This is a genomic window from Microbacterium pumilum, from assembly GCF_039530225.1.
GTDB lineage: Bacteria > Actinomycetota > Actinomycetes > Actinomycetales > Microbacteriaceae > Microbacterium > Microbacterium pumilum.
This window is the reverse complement of the sequence record NZ_BAAAOH010000001.1, coordinates 826,958-846,733: the sequence shown is the minus strand read 5'-3', so window position 1 is coordinate 846,733 and position 19,776 is coordinate 826,958. Positions and strand designations below refer to the sequence as shown.

Here is a 19,776-nt window from a genome sequence, read left to right as displayed (position 1 = left end):
GATGTCCGGACCGCACGATCGAGTGAGATTCTACGGTCCGAGACTCCGAGGCTCCCGTACCCGCGCGGCGCGGGACGGCACTGTTGCACAGGCACTGTTGAATCGGCACTGTTGAACAGGCACTGTTGAACAGGCACTGTTGAATGGGTGCGTGATCCCCGTTCCCGATCCGGCGTTGTGCCGTTCGCTCGCCGCGGACCTGCGCGGCGCGGGCTACACTTCCGAAGCGCTTCGCGAAGCATGGGGTGAAGCCGCCGACGATGCCATCGCGCGCGGGCTGAGTGCACCGGCCCTGCGGGCGCTCGGCGAGCGTGCCGACCCACTGGCCGTCCTCGGCCGACTGCTCGTGCTCGGGATGCCGCAGCCCGCGGATCGGACGGCCGCCGCCGTGCCGCTCACCGGTGTCGCGGGGCTCGCGATCCTCGGCCTCGCGATCGCGGACGGCGACGACGTGCGTCCACTCGCACTCGTGCGTCCGCAGTCGTTCGTCGACGCGAGCGGGGCCGGTGAGTGGTGGATCGCGAGCGATCTGGACGAAGCGGCTCTGGGCGGCGCGCTCCCAGAGGACCATGTGCTCGGCGTCGGCGGAGCCTCACTGACACTCGCGTCGTTGCAGCTCCCCACCCCCGCGGCGCGCGGGCTCGACGTCGGCACGGGATGCGGCATCCAGGCCCTCCGCGCGCGCCGCGGCGTCGAACACGTCGTCGCCACGGACATCTCCGAGCGTGCTCTCGGCTTCACACGGCTGAATGCGCTGCTCAACGACATCCCCCGTATCGAGACCAGACTCGGCAGCCTGTTCGATCCCGTCGCCGGTGAGGTGTTCGATCGCATCGTCTCGAACCCGCCGTTCGTCATCACGCCACGGGTGGAGGGCGTGCCGGCATACGAATACCGCGACGGCGGGCTCGTCGGCGACGACCTCGTCGCGGCGTTCATCCGCGGCGTCGGCGCGCATCTCGCACCCGGCGGCGTCGCGCAGCTGCTCGGCAATTGGGAGAGCCGCTCTGGCGTCAGCGGATTGGATCGCGTGCGGGAGTGGGTGGCCGACTCACCGGTGCCGCTCGACGCGTGGGTCGTCGAGCGCGAGCAACTCGATCCGCTCTCATACGCCGAACTCTGGGTGCGCGACGGCGGCACCCTGCCGGGATCGCCCGAGTTCTCGGCACTCGTCGACGCGTGGCTCGACGACTTCGCCGCGAGGAGCGTGGGCGGCATCGGGTTCGGGTACATCCTGCTCCGGCGTCCCGCCTCGATGCCGCCGACGTTGGCACGGTACGAATCGCTGCCGCAGTCGCTCGCCGGCGACGGTCTGGGGGCGCACCTCGCCGACGCCATCGCGGCGCACGACAGGCTCGAGGCGCTCGATGACCCGGGGCTCGCGGCATCCGTCCTCGTCGTCGCACCCGACGTGACCGAGGCGCGGCACCACCTGCCCGGCGCCGCGGATCCGACGGTCATCGAGCTGCGGCAGGGCGGGGGCTTCGGCCGGTCGCTGGCGGTTGATCCGGGTCTCGCCGCTCTCGTCGGTGCCTGCGACGGCGACCTGGGCGTGGGCGTGCTGGTCGACGCGATCGGCGAGCTTCTCGAGGTGGATGCGACGGCCCTGCGCGAGGACCTGCTGCCCCGCGTTCGGGAGCTCGTGTTCACGGGGTTCCTGCATTTCGCCTGACCCCAACCCCCTGCCGTTTACGGACGCGACACGCCGCGCGCGGGCGTGGACGCGCGGCGTGTCGCGTCCGTAAACGGGAGGACGGCCGGACCGGAGGGAGGGCGACGGCGCTCGGTAGGCTCGGTGCATGCTCAATATGGCCGATGGTGTCGAGCGCCTGAGTGCTCTTGCCCGGTCGCCGGTGGTGGCGACCCTCGCCTACGCCTTCACCCGCGCCGGGCACGATCTCGCGATCGTCGGCGGGCCGGTGCGCGATGCGCTGCTCGGCCGCGAGACGAACGACCTCGACTTCACGACCGACGCGCTGCCCGACGAGATCCTGCGGATCGTCAAAGCCATCAGCACCGCCCACTGGGACATCGGACGGGCGTTCGGCACGATCGGGGCGATGGTCCCCTCGCCGAATCGGCCGGCCGAACAGGTGGAGATCACGACGTACCGGGCCGACAGCTACGACGGAGTCACTCGCAAGCCCACCGTGGAGTTCGGCGATTCGCTCGAGGGCGACCTTGCGCGCCGCGACTTCACGGTCAACGCCATGGCGCTGCGCGTGCCCACCCAGACCCTCGTCGACCCCACGGGCGGGGTCGAAGACCTGGTCGCGCGGACGCTCCGCACCCCCGCCGATCCGAGCGTCAGCTTCGGCGACGATCCGCTCCGGATGCTGCGCGCCGCCCGGTTCGCCGCCCAACTCGACTTCGCCGTCGACCCCGCGACGGTCGCGGCGATGGCGGCTCTCCGAAAGACGCTCTCGATCGTGAGCCCGGAGCGCATCCAGGGCGAGCTCGTGCGCCTGCTGCAGTCCGATGATCCGGTGCGCGGCATCCGTCTGCTGGTCGAGACGGGGCTGATGGAGCAGTTCCTGCCCGAGATCCCCGCCCTCCGACTCGAGATCGACGAGCACCACCATCACAAGGACGTGTACGAGCACTCGCTCACCGTGCTCCGCCAGGCCATCGAGCTCGAGCAGGCGAGGCACCCGGATGCCGCGCCCGACGTGCCGCTGCGGATCGCCGCCCTGCTGCACGACATCGGCAAACCCGCGACCCGCAAGCTCGAGCCCGGCGGTGGCGTCACGTTCTACCACCACGACATCAAGGGCGCCAGGCTCGCCCGCAAGCGACTGCAGGAACTGCGCTTCGACACCGACACCACAACGACCGTCATCCGCCTGATCGAGCTGCACCTGCGATTCTTCGGCTACGCCGAGGGAGCGTGGACAGACTCGGCGGTCCGTCGCTACGTGAGGGATGCCGGCGCAGAACTCGAAAGCCTCCACATCCTCACCCGCGCCGACGTGACGACGCGCAACGCCAAGAAAGCAGGGCGGCTCGCCCGCGCGTACGACGACATCGAACGGCGCATCGCCGAGCTCTCGGCTCAGGAGGAACTCCAGGCGATGCGACCCGAACTCGATGGCAATCGCATCCAGGAGGTGCTCGGCATCCCACCAGGGCGTGAAGTGGGCGAGGCCTACCGCTTCCTCCTCGACGTGCGTCTCGACGAAGGCGTCGTCGGTGAGGCCGAGGCAGAGCGCCGGCTGCGCGAGTGGTGGGCCGCGCGCGCCTGACAGTGGCGGCAGCGACCGATCGTGAGGCATCGTTCCCGTGCTGGCTCGCCGAGCCTGCACCGAGACGACGTCGGTCCCGTGGCCGTTCGTCGAACCAGCACGGGAACGACGGTGGGGGATGTCGGATTGCGCCCACGAATCACACCAGCCGCCCGGGGTAGCGCCCCGCCGGGCGGACGGGCCAGGATCGACAGCATGGACGCGGACGCTCAAGGACAAGAGTTCGATCGCCCTTCGGCCGCCCTCGCGCAGCTCGCTGAGGCGTGGGGCATCGCGACCGGCTATTGGTCGTTCTTCGGCGATTGGGTGGAGGTGCCCGCGACCACGCTGCGCGCGGTGCTGCGGGCGATGGATGTCGAGGCGACGACAGAGGCGGATGTCGAGGCCTCTCTCGCCGCGACCGAGACCGCGCCGTGGTTGGAGCTGCTCCCGCCGTCGCTGGTCGTGCAGGCGGGCTCCGGCGAGGTCGTGGTCAACGTCGCCGATCACCACGATGTGTCGGTGGCGGTCGCCCTCGAGGACGGCTCGTGGCGCGACGTGGGAATCCCGGATCAGGCGCCCGCGTCGCGCGTCGTCGACGGAGCCCGCGTGTGGGGTGTGCGTGTTCCGCTGCCGGCCGATCTGCCGCTCGGCTGGCACACGCTGCACGCGTGGCAGAAGCGGCACGGGTCGGGCGAGATCGATCGCGAGGCGGCGTGCGCACTCGTCGTCTCACCCGCCCATCTGCCGCTTCCGCCGGGACGCCCCGGCTACGGCGGGCGTTCCTGGGGTCTCATGGCGCAGCTCTACTCGGCACGTTCGCGCCGATCGTGGGGCATGGGCGACTTCGCCGACCTCGGCGACCTGGCGGCGGTGGCGGGTTCAGAGGGAGCCGACTTCCTCCTCATCAACCCCATTCACGCCGCCGAGGTGACATCGCCCATCGAGCCGTCGCCTTATCTTCCAGCGACACGACGGTTTCTCGCACCGCTCTACCTGCGGCCCGAAGACATCCGTGAGGCCGCGTATCTCGCACCCGATGAGCGCGCCCTGGTGGACGCAGCCCGGGCGACGGTGAGCAGATCGAACACCGATCCGTCGCGCATCGATCGGGATGCCGCATGGTCGGCCAAGCGCGCCGCCCTCGAGGTCATCCATGCCGCACCGCGCTCGCCCGGCCGCCAGCGCTCGCTCGACGCCTTCCTCGAACGGCAGGGTGCTCCCCTCGCGGATTTCGCGCTGTGGTGCGCACTCGAGGAGCACTATGCGGCGACCTTGCCTCCGGGCGAGGAGCGTCCCGCAGAAGCGTGGGACATCGGGTCGAGCCTGGTCTCGGGTCTGCGCATCCAGCTCGCCGAGCGCGTCGCCTTCCACTCGTGGCTGCAGTGGATCGCCGAGGAGCAGGTCGCCGCGGCGCAGGCGGCCGCGCAGGATGCCGGTATGCGGATCGGCCTGATGCACGATCTCGCCGTCGGTGTGCACCGGAGGGGGTCGGACGCCTGGTCGTTGCGCGACATGTATGCGGCGGGGATCACCGTCGGTGCCCCGGCGGACATGTACAACCAGCAGGGCCAGGACTGGTCGCAGCCGCCCTGGCTGCCGAAGGCGCTCGAGCGCGAGGCGTACCGGCCGCTGCGCGACATGATCCGCAACCTCCTTCGCCACGCCGGCGCGTTGCGTGTGGACCACATCATCGGATTCTTCCGGCTGTGGTGGATTCCCACCGGCCTGGGTGCCAATGCCGGCACGTACGTGCGCTACGACCATGAGGCGATGATCGGTGTGCTCGCCCTCGAGGCACACCGCGCCGGTGCCGTCGTGATCGGCGAAGACCTCGGCAACGTCGAACCGTGGGTTCGCGAGTATCTGTCGGCTCGCGGCATCCTGGGCACGTCCGTCCTCTGGTTCGAGTACGAGGGCGACGGGCCGAAGCCGCCGGAGCACTACCGAAGGGCGCTGCTCGCGACGGTCAACACCCACGACCTGCCCCCCACGGCCGGCTATCTCGCCGGCGACCACGTCGACCTCCGCGAGCGACTGGGCCTACTCACGCAACCCGTGGAGGAGGCGCGCGCCGAAGCCCAGCGTGAGCGTGACACGATGCTCGCCGTGCTGCGCGAGCGCGGCCTCATCGGCGAGGATGCCACGGAGCAGCAGATCATCGAGGCGCTGCATCTGCATCTCACCGCCGCGGAGTCCGTGCTGCTCGGGGTATCGCTCGTCGACACGGTCGGCGAGCGTCGGGTGCAGAACCAGCCGGGCACCGACACGCAATACCCGAACTGGCAGGTGCCGCTGGCCGACAGCGCGGGGGCTCCGGTCCTGATCGAGGACCTCGCGGCGAACGAGAGATTCACGTCTCTCACGGGAGCCGTCGACGGCGCTCTGCGGCGCATCGCGCGCGATCGCGGACTGGCATAGCTCCCGAATCGCCTGCGCTTCGCGCCGCTGCTGTGGTTTCGGTCTGGTTACGAATCGTTCACCGGATTGCCCTGAGCGTGGGGCGCAGTGAAGATAGCCTGATGGGCCGCGCCTCCCGGACGTGGCCGTCTCTTCCACAGCAGAGGTAGCACTATGTCACTGCACCACAGCGCGCGCGGCCGTCTCGGCCTCGCCATCGGGGCTTTCGGAGCCTCGGCCATCCTTCTCGCCGGCTGCGCCGGTGGCGGCGGGGGCAACTCGACCGACGGCGGCGACGCCTCCGGCGAGCCGCTCATTGTCGGCACCACCGACAAGGTCGTCACCCTCGACCCGGCCGGCTCGTACGACAACGGGTCGCTCACGGTGCAGACCCAGGTGTTCCCGTACCTGGTCAACACCGACTACAACAGCACCGAGGTCGTCCCCGACCTCGCCGAGAGCGCCGAATTCACGTCGCCGACGGAGTACACCGTCACGCTGCCGGCAGGCCTGAAGTGGGCCAACGGCAACGACCTGACCTCATCCGATGTCAAGTTCTCGTTCGATCGGAACATTGCGATCGCCGACCCGAACGGCGCATCGAGCCTGCTCTACAACCTGGAGAGCGTCGACACGCCCGATGACACGACGGTGGTCTTCAACCTCAAGCAGGGCAACGACCAGATCTTCCCGTACATCCTGACGAGCTTCCCCGGTGCGATCGTCGACGAGGAATCGTTCTCGCCCGACGCGCTGACACCCGACTCCGACATCGTCGCGGCGAACGCATTCGGCGGGCCGTACACGATCACCGAGTACGACTTCAACAAGACGGTGGAGTTCACGCCCAACGCCGACTACAAGGGAGTGCTGGCCGCGCCGGAGAACAGCGGCGTGATCCTCAGCTACTTCGCGGACTCGACGAACCTCAAGCTCGCCATCCAGGAGGGTGACATCGATGTGGCGTACCGCACGATGTCGGCCACCGACGTCGCGGACCTCCGCACCGATGACAACCTGACCGTCACCGACGGCCCGGGCGGATCGATCCGCTACATCGTGTTCAACTTCGACACGCAGCCCTACGGTGCGAAGACCGACGACGCCGACGCCGCCAAGGCACTGGCTGTGCGCCAGGCCGTCGCCGACCTCGTCGACCGCCAGGCGATCGCGACCCAGGTGTACAAGGACACGTACCAGCCGCTGTACTCGTTCGTTCCCGAGGGCTTCACCGGCGCGACGACGGTGCTGAAGGACCTCTACGGCGATGGCGACGGCGGCCCCGACGCGGACAAGGCGAAGGCGACCCTCGAGGCAGCCGGAGTCACCACCCCCGTCGCGCTGAGCCTGCAGTACAACTCGGACGACCACTACGGCCCCTCGTCGGGTGACGAGTACGCGATGATCAAGGACCAGCTCGAGAAGGACGGCCTGTTCACGGTCGACCTCAAGTCGACCGAGTGGGTGCAGTACTCGGAGGACCGCACCGCCGACGTGTACCCCGCTTACCAGCTCGGCTGGTACCCGGACTACTCGGACGCCGACAGCTATCTGACGCCGTTCTTCCTCACGGAGAACTTCCTGGGGAACCACTTCAGCGACGCCCAGACCGAGGAGATGATCCTCAAGCAGGCCGTCACGACGGATGTCGCCGAGCGCACGCAGCTCATCGAGGACATCCAGGCGCGGGTCGGCGAGCTGCTGTCCACTGTGCCGCTGCTGCAGGGATCCGAGCTGGCCGTCTCGGGACCGGGCGTTGACGGCGTCGTGCTCGACGCGTCGTTCAAGTTCCGGTTCGCACCGCTCACGAAGTAATCGACACGGAGAGGGTGGGGAGACTCGCTCCGCGGGTCCTCCCACCCTCTCTCTGCGTCCCCCGAAGATAGGCTCCAGCTATGACGATGGACGTCGCGGTCCCGGTCGACCAGCCACCTCCCGCACTCGCGCAGCGGCGTGCGCGCACTGGGGGAACCCTCGGTCGCTACATCCTCGTCCGTGCCCTGCTGGTGATCCCCACGGTCTTCATCCTCGTCACGATGGTGTTCTTCTTCATGCGCTCCATCGGCGACCCCATCACGGCCGCGCTCGGCGGCCGACTGCCGGCCGACCAGCTGCAGGAGCGGATCCACGAGGCAGGGTACGACCGCCCGATCATCGTGCAGTACCTCGAGTACCTCGGCAACGTCTTCACGGGAAATTTCGGAAGGACGATCACCGACAATCAGCCTGTCGTCGAGGTGCTGCTGCGCTATGGGACCGCCACCCTCGAGCTCGCCTTCTATGCGCTGATCGTCGCGTTCATCGTCGGCCTTCCGCTCGGGATGATCGCCGCCGCCCGCCGAGACCGGTGGCAGGATGCCGGGCTGCGCGTCGGTGCGATCATCTTCTACGCGACGCCGGTCTTCTTCGCCGGCCTCATGCTCAAGCTGGTCTTCTCGGTGTGGCTCGACTGGCTTCCCGCGAGCGGCCGCGCGAGCGTCCGAACCGAGCTCGCGCTGAATCGCGGCTCCGGCACCGGTATCTATCTCATCGATGCCATCGCCTCGGGAAACCCCGCGTACGTCGCGGATGTGCTGCTACACGCGATTCTGCCTGCCTTGACGCTCGGGTTGCTGACCGCCGGCATCTTCCTGCGGCTCGTACGCACGAATGTGATCGGCACGCTCTCGATGCCGTACGTCGATGCGGCACGATCGAGGGGCGTCAGCGGCTACCGGCTCGTTCGCAAGCACGCCTACAAGCCCGCGCTCATTCCGATCATCACCGTGATCGGTCTGCAGATCGCCCTGCTGCTGGGTGGCGCGGTGCTGACCGAGACGACATTCGAGTGGCAGGGCCTCGGATACCAGCTCACGGAGTACCTCACGGCGCGCGACTTCGCGGCAGTGCAGGGCATCGTCGCGCTGCTCGCCGTCATCGTGGCGCTCACCAACTTCGTCGTCGACATCATCGCGGCGTTCATCGACCCGAGGGTGCGTTACTGATGGCCGGCAAGGGAAAAGCGCGCGCCTTCTTCGGACGGCTGCCTGTCGTGCACCAGCTGCGCCAGAGCATCGGCCTGCAGCGCGGGATGCTGGTCGCCGGCCTCGTGATCACGGCACTCTTCATCCTGTGCGCGATCTTCGCGCCGTACATCGCGCCGTACTGGTTCAACCAGCTGCGCGGACCCGACGGCCTCTTCGGGTCGCAGCAGCCGCCGAGTCCGGAGCATCTGCTCGGAACGACCGTCGGTGGCTACGACGTGCTGTCGCGGGCTATCTGGGGCGCGCAGACCGCGCTTCTCGTGATCATCATCGCTGTGCTGCTGTCCGTGTTCGCCGGCGTGGCGCTGGGACTCATCTCGGGCTACATCGGCGGCTGGCTCGACCGTGTGCTCGTGGTCATCTCCGACGCCATCTACGCCTTCCCCACGCTCCTGCTCGCGATCGTCGCCGCGATCGCGATCAGCGGCGGTCAGTCCGGACTCTGGGGCGGACTGCTCGCAGCCGGCATCTCGATCACCGTGGTCTTCATCCCGCAGTATCTGCGAGTGGTCCGCGCAGAGGTGGTGCGCATCAAGTCGGAGGCATTCGTCGAAGCCGCCCTGGTCATGGGCGCGTCGACGTGGCGCATCATGTTCCGCCACGTCTTCCGCAACTCCACCCGCACGCTGCCGCTCATCATGACGCTGAATGCCTCCGAGGCGGTCCTCACGCTCGCCGCCCTCGGCTTCCTCGGCTTCGGCATCGAGCCGACCTCCGCCGCTGAATGGGGCTACGACCTGCGCAAGTCGATGAGCGACGTCACGAGCGGAATCTGGTGGACGGCTATTCCCCCCGGTGTGGCGATGCTGATCGCCGTGCTGGGTGTCACCCTCGTCGGCGAGAGCCTCAACGACCTTGCTGATCCGCGCCTGCGGGCGCGCCGCCGGGCCGGTGGCACGGCCGCGGACGCCGTCGCGGCGAGCCAGCCGGCTGCCCGCGAAGAGATGGGCGAGGTCATCTGATGGGCGTCGAAGATCTGGCGGTCGACATCCGCGACCTCGATGTGACATTCGCCACCGACGGCGGCGACGTCCGCGCGGTGCGCGACGTGTCGTTGGAAGTACGGCGCGGTGAAGTGCTCGCCATCGTCGGCGAGTCCGGCAGCGGCAAGACCGTCACGGCACGCACGATCCTCGGACTGCTTCCCGAGACGGCGACCGCGCATGGCGCAGTCGTCCTCGACGGCACGAACGTCGTCGGCCTCAGCGAGAAGGAGCTGCGCGCCGTCCGCGGACCGTCGGCCGCGATGATCTTCCAGGAGCCGTCGACCGCGCTGAACCCGGTGTACACGGTGGGATGGCAGATCGCCGAGGGCCTTCGCGCTCATGGTCGGTACAGCAAGGCCGAGGCCCGGGCCCGCGCCATCGAGATGCTCGGTCGTGTCGGCATCCCCGAACCCGGTCGCCGTGTCGACGACTACCCGCACCAGTTCTCGGGCGGTCAGAAGCAGCGCGTCATCATCGCGATGGCGCTCGCGCTCGACCCGACGGTGATCATCGCCGATGAACCCACGACGGCGCTCGACGTGACGGTTCAGGCCGAGATCCTCGACCTGCTGCGCGATCTGCGTGATCAGGACGGCACGGCGATCGTCCTGATCACCCACAACATGGGTGTCGTCGCCGATCTCGCCGACCGCGTCGCCGTGATGCTCGAAGGCGAGATCGTCGAGACCGCCCCGGTGCACGAGCTCTTCGCGGCGCCGCAGCACGACTACACGAAACGTCTGCTCGCGGCGGTGCCGCGCCTCGAGATCCTCGATCGTCCCCTCATGACGGATGACGACCACTCCGCGCGAGTGGTCGTCGCCGAAGACCTGGTCATCGAATACCCGGGGCGCTTCGGCCGGGCGACATTCCGGGCCGTGGATCGAGTGAGCTTCACGATCGCGCCGGGCGAGGTGCTCGGCCTCGTCGGCGAGAGCGGTTCGGGCAAGACGACGATCGGTCGGGCCATCGCCGGGCTCACCCCGGTGGCAGGCGGGTCGTTGCGGGTGCTCGGCACCGAGATGCTCGGTGTGCGGGAGCGTGAATTCCGCCCGCGTCGCAAAGAGCTCGGCTTCGTCTTCCAGGACCCGGCGACGAGCTTCAACCCGCTGCTGACGATCGCAGAGTGCGTGGCCGAGCCGCTCATCGTGCACGGCGTCGCCCGCGATGCGGCCCGTGCACGCCAGAAGGTCGACGAGCTGCTCGAGGCCGTGCAGCTGCCCGGTGCGTACGGCGATCGCTTCCCGCACGAACTCTCGGGAGGACAGCGCCAGCGGGCGAGCCTGGCGCGGGCTCTCGCCCTCGACCCCAAGCTCCTCATCGCGGATGAGCCGACGAGCGCTCTGGACGTCTCGGTGCAGGCGAGGGTGCTCGAGCTCTTCGCCGAGCTGCAGGAGAGGTTCGGCTTCGCCACGCTGTTCATCACGCACGACCTCGCTGTGGTCGACCTCCTCGCCCATCGCGTCGTGGTGCTGCACAACGGGCGGGTCGCCGAGACGGGCTCGACGGCACAGGTGCTCGGCAACCCACAGGACGACTACACCCGACGCCTGCTCGCGTCGCTGCCGGTGCCCGATCCGATCGAGCAGGCCACTCGCCGCGAGGCGTGGCAGGCCTCCCGCGAGGTCTGACCTCATCCAGGTTGCGTCGTCCTCGGAGTCGGGCGGCTCGACCCGGGCGCCTCGACGGCCGACCTAGACTTGACCAACGCTCCCCGACGTCGATCGGAGCCCCATGTCATCGCCGTGGTCGCAACGACGCGAAGTGTCACCCGAGACCTCGCGCCTGCTGATCGAGCGCGCACACGAAGAGCTCGTCGCAGGCAACGGCGCAGATCGGCGGCTGCTGGATGTGCGTCCGTTGGTGCGCGAGTCGTGGCGGCGCTCGCTCGAGAGCCTCGTGGGAGCAGAGGGTGTTCCGCCGCTCGACCTGACCGCGGCTGACATCGAGCAGTATCGCAGCGCCCACCCGCTCGCCGGGGTCATGGAGATGGTGCGCGCGCTGCTCCTGCCCGGCGAGGCCGATGAGTCGGGTGTCGTCATCGCCGTCGGGGATGCGGCGGGCCGCCTGCTGTGGATCGAGGGCGATCGCCACATCCGCTCGCTCACCGGCGACATGGGATTCACCGAGGGCGCGAACTGGTCGGAGTCGGCCGTGGGCACGTCGGCGCCCGGGACGGCGTTGGCACTCGACCGCTCCGTACAGATCCGAGGGGCCGAGCACTTCAACCGTCTCGTGCAGCCGTGGTCGTGCACCGCGGCTCCCGTGCACGATCCCGAGACCCGCAGACTGCTCGGGGTCGTCGATGTCACCGGGGGCCTCGAGGCCGTCACGCCGCAGGCGCAGCTGCTCGTGGATGCCACGGCTCGCGCGATCGAGGGCGAGCTGCTCGTGGCCCGGCTGCGGCAGCGGGCCGCGGCATCCACTCCTCCCCGCCGCTCCGCCCGGCGGCCCGACGCGACGCGCGCGGTCCTTCGCGTGCTCGGTCGGGATCGGGCCCTGCTCGAAGTGCAGGCCGCCGGCGTCGAGTCCGTGTCGGAGCTCGGCCCGCGCCACGCCGAGCTGCTGCTGATGCTCGCGGTGCATCGGCAGGGACTGTCCGCCGAACGCCTCGCGGAGCTGGTGTACGGCGACGCCGGCACCGCCGACACCCTGCGGGCCGAGATGGTCCGGCTTCGCAAGGTGCTGGAGCGCGCGGCGCCGGCGTTCATACCGGAGTCGCGGCCGTATCGCCTCGCGGCCGAGCTCGAGACGGACGCGCACCAGATGCTCTCGCTCCTCGACCGCGGCGCGCATCGTGTGGCGCTCGCGGCGTACCGGGGCGACGTGCTGCCCGACTCGACCTCGCCGGGCGTCGAGGAGTTCCGCGACACCGTGCGCACGGCGCTGCGCGAGGCCCTCATGTCCGAGGCGAGCGGCGACGTCCTGCTCGCGTTCGCCGAGACCGACATCGGGGCGGAGGATGTCGACCTCCTGCGTCTGTGCCTGAGGCTGCTGCCGGCCCGCTCGCCGAAGCGCGCTGGCCTGGTAGCGCGTATCGAGCGCCTCGAGGCCACCGCCTGAAATCGGCCGCTGGGCGGGGCACTGCGTTTCGTCTCGTCGCTTCGAGGCGTCGAGGCCGATTACGGACGGGACACGCCGCTCCCGCGACCGGGGACGCGGCGTGTCCCGTCCGTAAACGGTGAGGGTGGTGGGGACGGGGAGGTTGCAACGTTCTGCAACCTTCGCTCGCCTAGCCTCGGCGCAGCGCGACGAAGACCGTCGCGAACCCGTCGAAGGAGACATCATGACCATCGTCGAAGAAGGCGTCTCGAGCGTCTACGCCGCCCCGGGCCAGCGAGGCTCGGTCGCCGACTACCGTCCGCGCTACGGCCATTACATCGGCGGCGAGTTCGTCGAGCCGATCAAGGGGCAGTACTTCGAGAACCCCTCGCCGGTGACAGGCAAGACGTTCACCGAGGTCGGCCGGGGCACCGTCGAAGACATCGACCGCGCTGTGGATGTCGCATGGAAGGCGTTCGCGACCTGGGGCAAGACGAGCCCCACCGAGAGGAGCAACATCCTCCTCAAGGTCGCCGACCGTATGGAGGCGAACCTGGAGGGGATCGCCGTCGCCGAGACCTGGGAGAACGGCAAGCCCGTCCGCGAGACGCTGGCCGCCGACATCCCCCTCGCGATCGATCACTTCCGCTACTTCGCCGGAGTGCTGCGTGCACAAGAGGGCAGCATCTCGCAGCTCGATGAAGACACCGTGGCCTACCACTTCCAGGAGCCGCTCGGAGTGGTCGGCCAGATCATTCCGTGGAACTTCCCGATTCTGATGGCGGTGTGGAAGCTCGCGCCGGCGCTGGCGGCCGGCAACTGCGTCGTGCTGAAGCCCGCCGAGCAGACGCCGGCGTCGATCCTCTTCCTGATCGACATCATCGGCGACCTCATCCCGCCGGGAGTGCTCAACATCGTGAACGGCTTCGGCATCGAGGCGGGTGCGCCGCTCGCGTCGCACAAGAAGATCCGCAAGATCGCCTTCACGGGTGAGACGACGACCGGCCGCCTCATCATGCAGTATGCGTCGCAGAACCTCATCCCCGTCACGCTCGAACTCGGCGGAAAGAGCCCGAACATCTTCTTCGAGGATGTCGCCCGCGCCAACGACTCGTTCTACGACAAGGCGCTCGAGGGATTCTCGTTCTTCGCGCTCAACAACGGCGAGGTGTGCACCTGCCCGTCGCGCGCGCTGCTGCACCGATCGATCTACGACCAGCTGCTCGGAGACGGCATCGAACGGGTCAAGGCCATCAAGCAGGGCAACCCGCTCGACCCCGACACCATGATCGGCGCCCAGGCCTCGAACGACCAGCTCGAGAAGATCCTCAGCTACATCGACATCGGAAAGTCGGGCGGCGCGAAGCTGCTGCTCGGCGGCGAGCGCGTCGACCTCGGCGGAGACCTCTCCGAGGGCTACTACGTCGCGCCCACCATCTTCGAGGGCACGAACGACATGCGCATCTTCCAGGAGGAGATCTTCGGCCCGGTGCTCTCGGTCACGTCGTTCGACGACTTCGACGACGCCATCTCGATCGCGAACGACACCCTCTACGGGCTCGGCGCTGGAGTGTGGAGCCGCGACATGAACACGGCCTACCGCGCCGGGCGTGCGATCGAGGCCGGGCGGGTCTGGACCAACACTTACCACCAGTACCCCGCGCACGCGGCGTTCGGCGGCTACAAGCAGTCCGGCATCGGTCGCGAGAACCACCTCAAGATGCTCGATCACTACCAGCAGACGAAGAACCTGCTGGTCTCGTATGCCGAAGGGCCGATGGGGTTCTTCTGAACCCGGGATGGGCGACGGGCGCCCCGGCCCCAGCGGGTGCCCGTCGCCGCCCCCGGTTGGTGCGGCACAGACGTTTCGTCTCGTCGCTTCGCTCCTCGCTCAAACGACCGGAGGCTTCGGTCGTTGAGCGAGCGAAGCGAGACGAAAAGCAGCAAGCAGCGAGAAGCAGGAGCACGATGGTCGACACGAAGGCACCCCAGCGCGTGGCGGTGACGGATGCCGCGGCATCCCTCATCCGTGAGCTCACCGCTCAGCACGGCAAGCTGATGTTCCACCAGTCCGGCGGCTGCTGCGACGGCAGCTCGCCGATGTGCTATCCGGTCGGCATGTTCATGACCGGCCCGAGCGACGTGCTGCTCGGCTCACTGGAGGTCGGGCTGGACCCTTCGACAGGCTCAGCGCGGGCCGAGCCGGTCGAGATCTACATGTCCGAGTCGCAGTTCGAGTACTGGAAGTACACGCACCTCACGATCGACGTCGTACCCGGACGCGGTGCGGGCTTCTCGGTCGAGGGGCCGACCGGGATGCGGTTCCTCATCCGCTCGCGCATGCTCGACGAGGCCGAACTGGAGCACTTCGGGCTCGGGGCCTCACACGGTTGAGGCCTTGGCGGTCTCTGCTTCGGGCTCCGGCTCGCGCAGCAGCAGGAACAGTCCGCCGTAGGGCTCGAGGTGCACGATGAAGCTCTGCAGGTCATCGACGTGCGCGATGGTCTCACCCGTCGCCGCGTCGACCACGTCCCGCTGCGGCGGCAGGGCGGCGGAATGCACGGTGCCGTCGACGGACTCCGCCGAGAAGTTCAGCACGGTGAGCTGGATCGTCGCCGCGTCGTCGCCGCTGCCCTCATCCAGCCGGTGCACGAGCACGAGCATGGCGCCGTGCGCGACATCCGGCACGTCGATCTGAGTCGCGACCGCGACACCGTGATCTCGTCGCACCGAGATCACATCGGTCAGCTGTGCGGCGAACGAGTCCGGTGACTCGAATTGGCTCGGCAGGGATCCATAGAGGGAACGACCCCTGGGCATTCCCGACAGCGACCGCTGGGCGAGCGGGTCTGCGTCGATGAGATCGTGCGCGCCGCGCTCGATCCAGCGGGTGTCACCCGTCGCGATGAGGTCCCGCACCTGATCGGCGGGGATGGTGAGCATGCCGGTGAGATCCCACCCGGAGAGGGCGAAGACGCCCGGCTGCCAGGCGTTGTACTTGGCCAGCAGCACGTGGGCATCCCGGATGGCGGGCACATCGTCCTCGGTGATGTCGTCGAGGGACGTGAAACCCTGTGCGGCGGCGATCACCGACGTGGTCGTGCACGCGATCCCGTTCTGCGTGAAGACCCGGTTGAAGTCCGCCTCACCCGTGAGCGCCGAGGTGAGCTCGGCGCGGATCGCCTCGGCGATCTGCGCTCCGGTCATCTCCTCGTGCCGGAACGGGAAGACGTCGTCGCGATGCGCCGTCCCCCAGTGCACGAGTTCGTAGGTCAGCTCGTCGTGATTCTGCATGCCGTGCACGAGGCTCACCGGTTCGACCCCCACCTCCAGCGATTCACGCAGTGCAAGGCGAAGGAAGTCGGTGTTGCCGGTGGCCAGCGCGTGCTGATAGCCGGGACGGCTGACGAAGTCGTACGACAGGTCGGCGCCGACGGCACCGGTGTCGCGGATGTCCTCCATCGCCAGATTCAGCTCCTGGAAGGTGAAGCCGCCCACCTTGCGCACCATGCCGGCGATGATGTGGTTCGCGGCGTGCGAAAGCGGATGCCCCTCCGACCAGCCGGGCAGTCCCTCCGCGCTCTTCTCGACGCCGAGGAAGCCGTTCGCATCGAGCCGCAGCGCGCTGGAGCCCAGGTCGCCGAGCGAGTGCAGGGCATCGCCGATGACCAGCCGCATTCCCGCGAACGTCGGGTCGAGCCAGTTGATCGACGGCTGACCCTCCTTGAAGTAGTGCAGGTAGACCCAGCGGCGGGCGGCCCCGTCGACGCCCTTCACCGCCGCAGTGGCACTCCAGTTGGTCTCCTTGACGCCCGGCGTGTAGAAGATGACCCGCTGCAGCTCTCCGATGATGTAGCCCATTCGAGACAGCTCGAGCTCGGTGGCGGCGTCGAGGTTCACAGAATCGGCTCCCTCGGGAACCTCGGGCAGCAGGTGCCAGTCCTCGGGCGGGATCTCGATCATGTGATAGATCCCGGGATAGTCCTTGAACGCCATCTCGGCGAGCCGGAAGTCGGCACCCTTGCCGGTGTGCCCGGGCACGATGTCGTCGATGACACTCCCGCCGTGGGATTCCGCGACGTCCGTCAGCCGGCGGAACGCCGCTTCATCGCCGAACAGCGGGTCGATCTGCGTCGAGATGCGGTCGAAATGGCCGTCGACGCTCGGAGTCTCGCGCCAGCCGACGATGCCGCCGGCGCGCTTGACGGGGCCGGTGTGCACGGCATTGATGCCGACACGCTCGAAGGCATCCCACAGCACCTGCTGACCCAGCGCGTCGAGGAACGACTCGCCCGGCCGGGTGATCAGCGAGATGGGATACGCGGTGAACCAGACGTCGGCGGTGGTGATCGCGCGGCGCGCGTCGGGTCGCGCATAGGGATTGCGCCACATGCTCGGCTGACCGGAGAGCTGGCGGCTCAGCACGTCGGCATCCTTCAGCATCGCCTGTCGCACCAGCCACTCGACGTACGACGGGTTCGTCCCCGTCGCGCTTCTCGGGTCGATGCTCACCCGGCGGAGATTGCTCGGGCGGAGCTGATCGCGCGGGCGAAGTCGGCGCGGTCGTGCCGGGTAGCGCTGCTCGTCGTAGGTGATCTCCGGCGCCAGCTCGGCGGGAGCCTCTTCGACGTCTGCGGACTCGCTCGGCACGGATGGATGCTCGACCGCCGTCGCGCTCTCTTCGGTCGTGGTCAGATCCTGCACCGAGTCATCCACGGGCGCCTCCTCCTTCTACCGGATGTGATGAACCCACGCTACGGTTCCTCACGCCGGGATCAAGGGCCCCGCGCGCAGACCGTGTCGGTGGTATCCGCGCACCGCCCGCGAACGGTCCCGCTGCATCGCCGCGTCTCTCGTCCCTGCCGACCGCGACAGGACGGTCAGGAGAACAGCGCGAACATCCCGCCGGCGAACACCTGGAACAGCCAGATCAGCATGAACACGCCGATGACCACGAAGCCGACCCAGCCGAACCGCCGGGTGAGGCGGCGGCCGGGCGGTGCGACCCCCGGGGGTGGCCGCAGCAGTTCGGGTGGCGCCGCGAAGGGCACCGCCGCGCTCGCTGCGGACGCGCCGGCAGGAACGGATGGCGTGGCCGCGGCATCCGCCGCGAGTCGCTCATCGCGCCACCGCGACCACTGCGCGAACTTGTCGAGGAGTGCCCCGACGACCGAGAACAGCCACGCCCACGTCGCCGGATCCAGCGTCGAGAACGCGCGCTGCCCGTACAGGAAGAGCCAGTCGTCGACGATCTCGACGTCGAGCGCGGCCGAGTTGTCGATGAACCGCGCCATGATGTCGGGGGTGAACAGGTACAGCGCATCCCGCTCGTAGCCGACCGGTGCGTACAGCGCGAAGTGCTGATCGAAGTCGCCCTCCAGGCGCAGGCGCTGATCCTTGCCGAACGAGGCCGGCAGGTTCGAGCCGAACAGGGAGTTGTTGCTCGTCGCATCGAGCACGATGTTCGGCAGGGGCACGTCGAGTCTGACCGCGACGTAGCCCCACTGGTGGGTGGTGCGGTCCTTGCCCGAGCCGGTCGTGTACGAATAGTTGCCGAACTCGACGAACCTCGGGCGATCGCCGCGCACGAGGTCGGTCGAATGCCGGGAGTCGCCGACTCCGAAGATCATCCCGGGCAGAGCCGGGGCCGCGAGCTGCGGCACGTACGTCATCCCATTGGCGCGCGCGAACCGGTCGAGGCGGTACCAGCGCTCGCGGCCGCCGGTCAGCGCACGCGCCACGCTGACGACGATCGCCACGGCGACGCCGACCATCACGAGCACCGGAAGCAGGAAGAACAGCAGGCCGAAGCCGCCACCCCCCGAACCTGCGCTTGCGGCCACGACCGAGACGATGATCGAGACGAAGGTCGTGCCGAACACGAACACGAACACGCAGATCACCGCCACGGTCACGATGACCGCGATGGTGTTGAACGGCGAGGGGACCTGTCCGTTCTGCCGCAGCCGGCGGGCGAACGCGACGACGCTGTTTCGGTCGACCGGTTCCGTGAGCGGGCGAGGATCGAAGGAGACGGACGCCACCGGCCCGGGACCGCTCATCGGTTTACCTCGTCGGCATCCCACGCGAGCTCGGCACCCTCGCGGAGGGGCAGCACCTCGAGTCGCTGATCCGCAACCAGGGCACGGACCAGCTCGGACGAGCCGCCGACGATCGTCGAGTCGTAGTCGACCTCGGTGACGAGCACCCAGGCGCGGTCCTGCGGCCAGACGAGGCTGGGGCAGTGCGCGGTCTGTGCGAAGCCGTGGGTCTCGAGTTCGCGGTCCTGCCAAGGCACGCGCGATTCCCAGTCAGGGTCGGCGAGCTCCGACACTCCGCCGCGGAACAGCACGTGGTCGCGATTCGGCAGGCTCAGCCGGGGACCGCGTGAGACCTCGTCCGACAGGATGCCGGGCTGCCAGGTGGGCTTCTTGAAGACGTCGTTGAAGGTGTCGCGAGCCGCGTGGGCGAGGAACTCGTCATGCCGCGGATCGTCGTCGGCCGACTCGTCGCCGATGGTGAGGAATATGCGCGAAGGCCCGTATCCCATGGCGCCGACGATCCCGCCCCAACCTTCCCACACCGCCACGAACCCGTCGTCGGGTGTGCTCGTATGCCGCGCAAGGATGCTCGCCGTCGCCGACACGAGGTCGGGCTCCAGCGAGCCCTCCATCGGGTCCGAGTAGCGCCAGCCTGCGGCATCCCTCGGTCCGTCCTCGCCTTCGACCACGCGGGGCCCGACGATCCGGTGCCACTGCGCCAGCGCGTGCATGGTGGTGCCGAAGGCGCTCGCAGTGGCGGCCCAGGTCACGCGCTCGGTGTCGATCTCGTGGCCCGCTGCCTGGAAGGCATCCCACTCCTTGACGTGCTTTCCGTAGGGCACCGGAGGCCAGGCAGCCCCGACCGGGCGATCCCGCGAGGCGGGATGGAGGATGCGGGCGTAGGCGGCGAAGCCGCGAGGCACCACAGCGTGCATCGTCGACCAGTCGCGCCCGTCTTCGAGATGCTCCCGGATCCAGTCGCCCACCGAGACATCCGCCGTCCACTCCATCCGCCCAAGGTACCTGGGGTCTCCCCGGTCGTGTCACAACTCCGCCTCGGCGT

At 68.7% G+C, this 19,776-nt stretch carries 13 protein-coding genes; 10 read left to right on the top strand and 3 right to left on the bottom strand.

Translation table 11 applies throughout. The features are described 5' to 3' along the window. The first annotated feature begins 151 nt into the window (after window positions 1-151). From ABD188_RS03855 to ABD188_RS03810, 10 genes are all read left to right on the top strand, one after another. Complete coding sequence (locus ABD188_RS03855) at window positions 152-1,672, top strand: DUF7059 domain-containing protein (protein ID WP_344058691.1); 1,521 nt, start codon at window positions 152-154, stop codon at window positions 1,670-1,672. Window positions 1,673-1,799: 127 nt separating this feature from the next. Then, window positions 1,800-3,242, top strand: coding sequence for a CCA tRNA nucleotidyltransferase (locus ABD188_RS03850; RefSeq protein WP_344058690.1), 1,443 nt, complete (start codon window positions 1,800-1,802; stop codon window positions 3,240-3,242). Window positions 3,243-3,437: 195 nt separating this feature from the next. Continuing rightward, entirely contained in the window at window positions 3,438-5,642 is a 2,205-nt protein-coding gene (gene malQ / locus ABD188_RS03845) for a 4-alpha-glucanotransferase (RefSeq protein ID WP_344058688.1), read from the top strand. Window positions 5,643-5,795: 153 nt separating this feature from the next. Beyond that, window positions 5,796-7,436: an ABC transporter substrate-binding protein gene (locus ABD188_RS03840; protein WP_344058686.1), complete on the top strand. Its 1,641-nt coding sequence runs from the start codon at window positions 5,796-5,798 to the stop codon at window positions 7,434-7,436. Window positions 7,437-7,522: 86 nt separating this feature from the next. Beyond that, entirely contained in the window at window positions 7,523-8,605 is a 1,083-nt protein-coding gene (locus ABD188_RS03835) for an ABC transporter permease (RefSeq protein WP_425561362.1), read from the top strand. After that, the gene (locus ABD188_RS03830) at window positions 8,605-9,606 is read left to right on the top strand and encodes an ABC transporter permease (protein WP_344058682.1); all 1,002 of its coding nucleotides are present in this window, start codon (window positions 8,605-8,607) and stop codon (window positions 9,604-9,606) included. The genes ABD188_RS03835 and ABD188_RS03830 overlap by 1 nt, the downstream gene beginning before the upstream one ends. Next, window positions 9,606-11,261, top strand: coding sequence for an ABC transporter ATP-binding protein (locus ABD188_RS03825; RefSeq protein ID WP_344058680.1), 1,656 nt, complete (start codon window positions 9,606-9,608; stop codon window positions 11,259-11,261). Before ABD188_RS03830 ends, ABD188_RS03825 begins: the two co-directional genes overlap by 1 nt. A 133-nt stretch (window positions 11,262-11,394) precedes the next feature. After that, window positions 11,395-12,693 (top strand): sigma-54-dependent transcriptional regulator family protein, encoded by a 1,299-nt coding sequence (locus ABD188_RS03820; protein WP_425561324.1) that lies wholly within the window; start codon window positions 11,395-11,397, stop codon window positions 12,691-12,693. 223 nt (window positions 12,694-12,916) lie between these two features. Next, the gene (gene exaC / locus ABD188_RS03815) at window positions 12,917-14,464 is read left to right on the top strand and encodes an acetaldehyde dehydrogenase ExaC (RefSeq protein ID WP_344058676.1); all 1,548 of its coding nucleotides are present in this window, start codon (window positions 12,917-12,919) and stop codon (window positions 14,462-14,464) included. Between the two features lie 176 nt (window positions 14,465-14,640). After that, window positions 14,641-15,066, top strand: coding sequence for a DUF779 domain-containing protein (locus ABD188_RS03810; RefSeq protein WP_344058674.1), 426 nt, complete (start codon window positions 14,641-14,643; stop codon window positions 15,064-15,066). On the opposite strand, the gene treS is transcribed toward ABD188_RS03810, so the two are convergent. The 3 genes from treS to ABD188_RS03795 all read right to left on the bottom strand — a co-directional run bounded on the left by treS (window position 15,055) and on the right by ABD188_RS03795 (window position 19,723). Beyond that, the gene (gene treS, locus ABD188_RS03805; RefSeq protein ID WP_425561323.1) at window positions 15,055-17,388 is read right to left on the bottom strand and encodes a maltose alpha-D-glucosyltransferase; all 2,334 of its coding nucleotides are present in this window, start codon (window positions 17,386-17,388) and stop codon (window positions 15,055-15,057) included. The two genes, ABD188_RS03810 and treS, sit on opposite strands and share 12 nt — an antisense overlap. A gap of 164 nt (window positions 17,389-17,552) precedes the next feature. Then, window positions 17,553-18,734, bottom strand: a complete 1,182-nt coding sequence (locus ABD188_RS03800; RefSeq protein ID WP_344058672.1) for a hypothetical protein — start codon at window positions 18,732-18,734, stop codon at window positions 17,553-17,555. Further along, the gene (locus ABD188_RS03795) at window positions 18,731-19,723 is read right to left on the bottom strand and encodes a hypothetical protein (protein ID WP_344058669.1); all 993 of its coding nucleotides are present in this window, start codon (window positions 19,721-19,723) and stop codon (window positions 18,731-18,733) included. Before ABD188_RS03795 ends, ABD188_RS03800 begins: the two co-directional genes overlap by 4 nt. Window positions 19,724-19,776: the final 53 nt, after the last annotated feature.